Raw genomic sequence first — 6,225 nt, 5'->3', positions numbered from 1 at the left:
TTGGTGGGCAGACTTAGTTTGTGGAGAAAGCCCGTCTTCGCCCGTTGGGCTACGACGCGGCAGCCTTCGCTACGAGAGGGCTTGCCGAGCCGTAGCTCGCGAAGCGAGCGAAGGCTGGTGGAGCCAGGCGGGATCGAACCGCCGACCTCATCATTGCGAACGATGCGCTCTCCCAGCTGAGCTATGGCCCCGTCCAGACCGGTCCGTGCTGAGCAATTCGGCCGGCAATCGGCGCCATTTACCGTCCGGCCCAACCGCAAGTCAAGGACAGTAAACGCCCGGTTTTGGCGCGATCGGCCGGGAAGTTCCCTTGTTTGTGCGAGGGCGAACCGATATCTAGCTCCCTGTCCCACCCGCGAGCTCCCACCACATGCGCGCCGTCCTCGACATCGTCATCATCATCCTTGACCTCTATGTCTGGCTTCTGATCGCCGCCGCGATCCTGTCCTGGCTGGTCGCGTTCAATGTCGTGAACACGCGCAACCAGTTCGTCTCCGCGGTGGCCGAGTTCCTGTACCGCATCACGGAACCGGTGCTGGCGCCGATCCGGAACATCATGCCGAACCTGGGCGGGCTCGATATCTCGCCGATCATCGTGATTCTGCTCATCATGTTCATCGAGCGGGTGATCATGTACTACGTGTATCCCAACGTGATCTGAGCGCCCCTTCGAACGGTGACCGAACCGTGGCGGACGTCCCTTGGCGCTACGCAACTGATGGCATCAGCGTTGCCCTCCGCGTGACGCCGCGCGGCGGCCGCGATGACATCGACGGCATCGAGACGCTGTCCGACGGCCGCAGCGTGGTGAAGGTCCGCGTCCGCGCCATTGCCGATGGCGGCGAGGCCAACCGGGCGGTGACGGAACTGCTCGCCAAGGCGCTGGGCGTGCCGAAGGGCCGGGTGAAGATCCTCTCGGGCGCCACGTCGCGGCTCAAGCAGGTTGCGATCGAGGGCGATCCACGACGGCTCGGCGATGCGTTGCGCCAACTGACCGCATGCAAAGCGAAGGATTGAGATGACGGCTCACATCATCGATGGAAAAGCCATTGCAGCCGATCTCCGCACCCGCGTCGCGGGGGAGGTGGCCCGCGTCAAGCGCGAGCACGGACTCGTGCCGGGGCTGGCGGTGGTGCTGGTCGGCAATGATCCCGCGAGCGAAGTCTATGTCCGCAGCAAGCACACTCAGACGCAGGCTGCCGGCATGGCCTCGTTCGAGCACAAGCTGCCGGCCGACGTCGCGCAGGCTGATCTCCTGGCGCTTATCGCCGAGCTCAACCGCGATCCGGCGGTGCACGGCATCCTGGTTCAACTGCCGCTGCCGAAATCCATTCACACCGAGACCATCATCAACGCCATCGATCCGGCCAAGGACGTCGATGGCCTGCACCCGAACAATGCCGGGCGGCTCGCCGGCGGCTTCGCCGCGCTGTCGCCCTGCACGCCGCTCGGCTGCATCATCCTGACCAAGAGCGTGCATGCCTCGCTCGAAGGCATGAATGCGCTGGTGATCGGCCGCTCCAATCTGGTCGGCCGTCCGCTGGTGCAGTTGCTGTTGAACGAGAACGCGACGGTGACAATCGCGCATTCGCGCTCCCGCGACCTGCCGAAGCTCGCCCGAGGTGCCGACCTGCTCTATGCCGCGGTCGGCCGGCCCGAGATGGTGCGTGGCGACTGGGTCAAGCCGGGCGCGACCGTGATCGATGTCGGCATCAACCGCATTCCGGTAGAGGGCGGCAAGCCGCGGCTGGTCGGCGATGTCGCCTATCAGGAGGCACTCGATATCGCCGGCGCGATCACGCCGGTGCCTGGTGGCGTCGGCCAGATGACGGTCGCCTGTCTCCTGGTGAACACGCTGCGCGCAGCCTGCGCCATCGCCGGATTGCCGGCGCCCGGAGTTTAAGACCGTACGTAGCCCGGGTGGAGCGCAGCGCAACCCGGGGCCCCTGCATCAACGCTGAGAGCGGACCCCGGGTTGCTCTGCGCTTCACCCGGGCTACAGGGCGCTATTTCTTCGCCCGCGCGATCGCTTCGGTGATCAGCCGGCGCGCTTCATCGGCATCGCCCCAGCGCAGCACTTTCACCCATTTGTTCTTCTCGAGATCCTTGTAGTGCTCGAAGAAGTGCTGGATCTGGTCCAGCGTGATCTGGGGCAGGTCGCTGTAGGTCTTCACCTTGTCGTAGCGCTGCGTGAGCTTGGAGGAGGGCACCGCGAGGATCTTCTCGTCGCCGCCGGCTTCGTCCTCCATCAGGAGCACGCCGACTGGCCGCACGCTCATCACCGCGCCCGGCACGATGGCGCGGGTGTTGACGATCAGGACGTCGCAGGGGTCGCCATCGTCCGACAACGTGTGCGGGATAAAGCCGTAATTGCCGGGGTAGCGCATCGGCGTATAGAGGAAGCGGTCGACCACCAGCGTGCCGGCTTGCTTGTCCATTTCATATTTGATCGGCTCGCCGCCGACCGGCACTTCGATGATGACGTTGACGTCATGCGGCGGATTCACTCCGATCGATACCGCATCAATACGCATAGAGAACTCCGTGATTGCCGGGGCAGGCGCGCCGGGCAGGAACAGTGATTGCTGCTGTCATACGCGGGCTGAGCCCGCCCATCCATCTAACTTTCGAGGAGAAATGATGGATTTTTGGGCTATTGGTTGACGCGCGACCGTAGCGCCGGCCCCGGGGGCATCCCGGCCTCAGTTGGTCCAGGCGAAAGCCACCTTGTCGAGCGATTTCGGCCCGAACCGTTCCGAAGAGCGCGCCACCATGCGGCCGCCGAGCGCGCGATAGAACTCCGTGGCCGGATCGTTGTCCGACAGCGCCCAGACCACCATGCTCTTCAGCCCGCTCTGCGCGAGGTCGCGGCGGGCGGCGTTGAACAGGCGGCGGCCGAAGCCGAGGCCCTGGAATTCCGGCCGGAGATAGAGCTCGTAGATCTCGCCTTCGAAGTGCAGGCTGCGGGCACGGTTACGACCGTAATTGGCGTAGCCTGCGATCTTGTCGCCGAACACCAGCACGCTGACTCGGCTGCCCTTGCGGATGGCACTGTCCCACCAGTACGGGCCACGCCGGTTGATCAGTTTTTCCAGTTCGGCGCCGGGAATGATGCCCTGATAGGCTGAACGCCAGGCTTCGTCATGCGTAGCCGCCACCGCGGCTGCATCCGCAACCTTGGCCGGCCGGACCTCTATCAGGGTTGTGCTCATGATCCAATCAAAGCAAGTCGGCGCGCCGCCTTCAAGCTCTATCGTTAATTATCGGTTAACCTGTGGACTTTTTGCATCAGTTTTCGAACGACTTGTACCGAAAGAGGACAGCAGGTTAGTTCAATCGGTCAGTCGGTGATGCGGGAGGCGGGCTGGTGTCACGCCGATGACATATGGTCAGCAGGCGTGTCGCGAAAAAACTGCGCCGCGGTTGATTCGCGAGACAGTCTTTTTCGCAAATCCTCTCTTGCCCAGCATGGTGTCAGGCCAACGATGCATTCACCTAAAGTGATCGTCGCGCTGATCGTTGCCGCGGCGCTCGGCTTTGGGGCCGCGCGGGCGCAATCGGTCCTGGGGGCCCAGGGCGAAGAGAGCGAGCCGGATCGGCGGCAGCAATGGCTGGTGCCATCGCCCGATCCCGCGTGGCCGGCACACGCCTTGCTGTTTCGCCCGCCGGGCGCCGGGCCATTTCCGCTTGCCTTGATCGCGCACGCCACGACGCAGAATGTGCTGCGTCGGGCGCAGATGCCGCAGCCGGAATACCGTGCACTGGCGGGCTTCCTGGTCGCACGCGGCTTGGCCGTCCTGGTGCCGGAACGGCTCGGCCACGGCGCGACCGGCGGCACATACCTTGAGGACCAGGGCGGCTGCGACGACGCGGATTATTCACGCTCGGCTCGGGCCACCGCCGGGCAGATCCGGCGCGCGCTCGATTATCTGCGCGGCCAGCCCTTCATTCTGAAAGATCATACCGTCATCGTCGGCCATTCCGCTGGCGGTTGGGGTGCGCTGGCGCTCGCTGCCGAGAAGCCGGAGGGCGTGTCAGCGATCATTGCCTTGGCGCCGGGGCGCGGCGGCCGCGCCAATGATTCTCCGAATCAGGTCTGCGCGCCGCATACCCTGCTGGCTTCCGCGGCCGAGTTCGGCCGACATGCCAAGGTGCCGGTGACATGGTTGGTCGCCGCCAATGACAGTTATTTTCCGCCAGAGCTGTCGCGCCGGCTTGCCGATGCTTTTCGCAAAGCCGGCGGACGGGTGGATTTTCATGTGCTACCGGCCTATGGCGGCGAGGGCCACTGGCTGGCTGAAAGCGAGAATGGCGTTAAGCTCGCTGCGGCAGAACTTGATCGCGTGCTGAGCGCGCCGCGTCCTGCCGCGACAAGAAAACGATGATGCTCGCTTTGTCGTCGCGCAAGAATGCGTCAGGTAGAAACAGATGAAACCTTGGCCCGACGATGACGTGATTCTTTACGACGGCGTGTGCATCTTCTGCTCGCGCTGGGTCCGCTTCGTCGTCGCGCGCGACACCGATCGCCGTTTTCGCTTCACGGCGGTCCAATCGGACTATGGCACACGGCGGGCGCAAGCGTTCGGCATCGATCCCGCCGACCCCGACACCAACGCAGTCGTGCACGGCGGCGTCGCCTATTTCAAATCGGACGCCGCGCTGACGGTGCTGAGCCATCTGCCGGGCTGGCGCTGGACGCGAGCACTGTTCGCGGTGCCGAAGCCGCTGCGCGACGCCGTCTACAATCTCGTTGCCCGCAACCGCTACCGCATCTTCGGCAAATACGAGACCTGCTTTGTGCCGGATGCCGAGACACGCGCGCGTGTGTTGGAGTGAGGCTTTCAATCGTGGCCGCCGTGCGCGATGAGCGGAAAGCGTTATCGCTTCGCCAGCAAAGCCAGCACTTCCTTCGCCGCGCGCGCGCCGCTGTCCCGCGCGCCATGCGCGGTGGAGAAGAAGTTCGGCGAGGTCGCTTCGCCGGCGAAGAACAGCCGTCTGTCAACGGGCGCGGCGAGCACGGCGCGCTTTCCGGCGTGGCCGGGGAGCGCGTGCGAATAGGCGCCGCGGGCGAACGGATCGTGCGCCCAGCGGGATTCCATGAGCGGCTTCAGCTTGCGCCGGATGTCGTTGCCGAGGAAGCCTGCGATTTCATCGATGCTGTGCGCGGCAAAGGCGCCGTCGCCGGCATCTTCCAGCTCTCTTGCAAATCGGCCGCCGAAAAAGCCTTCGATGCAGGGCTGGCCGAACGGACGGATGTGATAGGTGCCCATGTCGGTGCGCATGGTGGCGCCACGCAGATTCCCATCCTTCGGAAAGGCCTCCGCATCCGCGAGCGCCAGCGTCACCTTGTCGTCGACGCCGAGCGGCAGTCCCGCGCGGCATCGACCTTTGCCGGCAGCGCCGGCGAAAAGCGGATCGCTTCATCTGCGATCAAATTGGTCGGCGCGGTCACAATCACGCGGTCGGCCGCAAGCGTGCCCAGCGAGGTTTCAAGACGCAGGCGTTTTCCGGAATGGTCGATCAGCGTGACATTGCAGTTCGGCGCGACGGGACATGAAGCGCCATAGGCGGCGACCAGCGCGCCATAGCCGCGCCGCACCCGCCAATTGATGTTGGTGTCCTCGTAGGCCTCCATGTCGAGGATCGAGACCTGGTCGAGCTCGCAGCCATTCACATAGGTCGAGATCGCATCGATCATCGGATTCCAGCGATTGCCCGGCTCGAGATAGCGGTTGGCAGGTGCGTCCTCACCTTTTTGCGAGGCCTCCCAGGCGCGCTCGTAGAATTCGTCGAGCGAACGGAAGAAATCGTCGCGGTCCGCCTGCGGGAATGTCTCGCGAAATGCGCGCTCGCGCCAGGGCGGGAGCGCCTTGTCGATCACGAAATTCAGTTGCTCGGCGATGGCGACGAAACTGTTCTTGTCCGCCGAATGCAGCCAGCCGCAGCCGACATCGAACAGGATATCGGGCGCGGCTTGGATCGTGTAAGCCCGCCCGCCGACACGATCGCGCGCTTCCAGCACGATGACCGAGAGACCGGACTCCTTCAACGCATTCGCAGCGCCGAGGCCGGCCGCACCTGCACCAATGATGGCGACGTCAACTGAGGAGGGGAGCGAGGTCATAGGCACGGCTCTAGCACGTTCAAGCGCGTGCCTGAAGCCGCCACGAACATGGCCGTCATCACCCGCGAACGCGGGTGATCGAATATTCCAGAGACGATAGC

7 protein-coding genes, 1 tRNA gene and 1 pseudogene are annotated in these 6,225 nt (G+C 64.4%); 5 read left to right on the top strand and 4 right to left on the bottom strand.

What is annotated here, in order from left to right:
- Positions 1–115 precede the first annotated feature (115 nt).
- Positions 116–191 (bottom strand) — tRNA-Ala (locus I6F35_RS17215).
- Between the two features lie 179 nt (positions 192–370).
- On the opposite strand from I6F35_RS17215, the gene I6F35_RS17210 reads away from it, so the two are divergent.
- Genes I6F35_RS17210 through I6F35_RS17200 form a run of 3 tightly spaced genes read left to right on the top strand, consistent with a single transcriptional unit; the run spans position 371 to position 1,903 of the window.
- Positions 371–661 carry a YggT family protein gene (locus tag I6F35_RS17210; protein ID WP_225118870.1) on the top strand — a complete coding sequence of 97 codons (291 nt, stop codon included), beginning with the start codon at positions 371–373 and terminating at the stop codon, positions 659–661.
- A 26-nt stretch (positions 662–687) separates the two neighbouring features.
- Positions 688–1,017 (top strand): DUF167 domain-containing protein, encoded by a 330-nt coding sequence (locus I6F35_RS17205; RefSeq protein ID WP_225118869.1) that lies wholly within the window; start codon positions 688–690, stop codon positions 1,015–1,017.
- 1 nt (position 1,018) lies between these two features.
- Complete coding sequence (locus I6F35_RS17200) at positions 1,019–1,903, top strand: bifunctional methylenetetrahydrofolate dehydrogenase/methenyltetrahydrofolate cyclohydrolase (RefSeq protein ID WP_225118868.1); 885 nt, start codon at positions 1,019–1,021, stop codon at positions 1,901–1,903.
- A gap of 103 nt (positions 1,904–2,006) precedes the next feature.
- Here the strand turns inward: I6F35_RS17200 and ppa are convergent, their stop codons facing one another.
- Positions 2,007–2,534 (bottom strand): inorganic diphosphatase, encoded by a 528-nt coding sequence (gene ppa, locus I6F35_RS17195; protein ID WP_225118867.1) that lies wholly within the window; start codon positions 2,532–2,534, stop codon positions 2,007–2,009.
- A 168-nt stretch (positions 2,535–2,702) separates the two neighbouring features.
- Positions 2,703–3,212: a GNAT family N-acetyltransferase gene (locus I6F35_RS17190; protein ID WP_225118866.1), complete on the bottom strand. Its 510-nt coding sequence runs from the start codon at positions 3,210–3,212 to the stop codon at positions 2,703–2,705.
- 273 nt (positions 3,213–3,485) lie between these two features.
- Here I6F35_RS17190 and I6F35_RS17185 point away from each other — a divergent pair, with 273 nt between their 5' ends.
- Both I6F35_RS17185 and I6F35_RS17180 read left to right on the top strand, forming a co-directional pair.
- The gene (locus I6F35_RS17185; protein WP_225118865.1) at positions 3,486–4,385 is read left to right on the top strand and encodes a prolyl oligopeptidase family serine peptidase; all 900 of its coding nucleotides are present in this window, start codon (positions 3,486–3,488) and stop codon (positions 4,383–4,385) included.
- 43 nt (positions 4,386–4,428) lie between these two features.
- Complete coding sequence (locus tag I6F35_RS17180) at positions 4,429–4,836, top strand: thiol-disulfide oxidoreductase DCC family protein (RefSeq protein ID WP_225118864.1); 408 nt, start codon at positions 4,429–4,431, stop codon at positions 4,834–4,836.
- A gap of 41 nt (positions 4,837–4,877) precedes the next feature.
- On the opposite strand, the pseudogene I6F35_RS17175 reads toward I6F35_RS17180, so the two are convergent.
- Positions 4,878–6,124: pseudogene (locus tag I6F35_RS17175) on the bottom strand (NAD(P)/FAD-dependent oxidoreductase).
- Between the last annotated feature and the right edge of the window lie 101 nt (positions 6,125–6,225).

Source organism: Bradyrhizobium sp. BRP22 (genome assembly GCF_020194175.1).
Taxonomy (GTDB): domain Bacteria; phylum Pseudomonadota; class Alphaproteobacteria; order Rhizobiales; family Xanthobacteraceae; genus Bradyrhizobium.
Note: the sequence above shows the minus strand (reverse complement) of the source record. Positions and strands in the feature narration are given on the sequence as shown.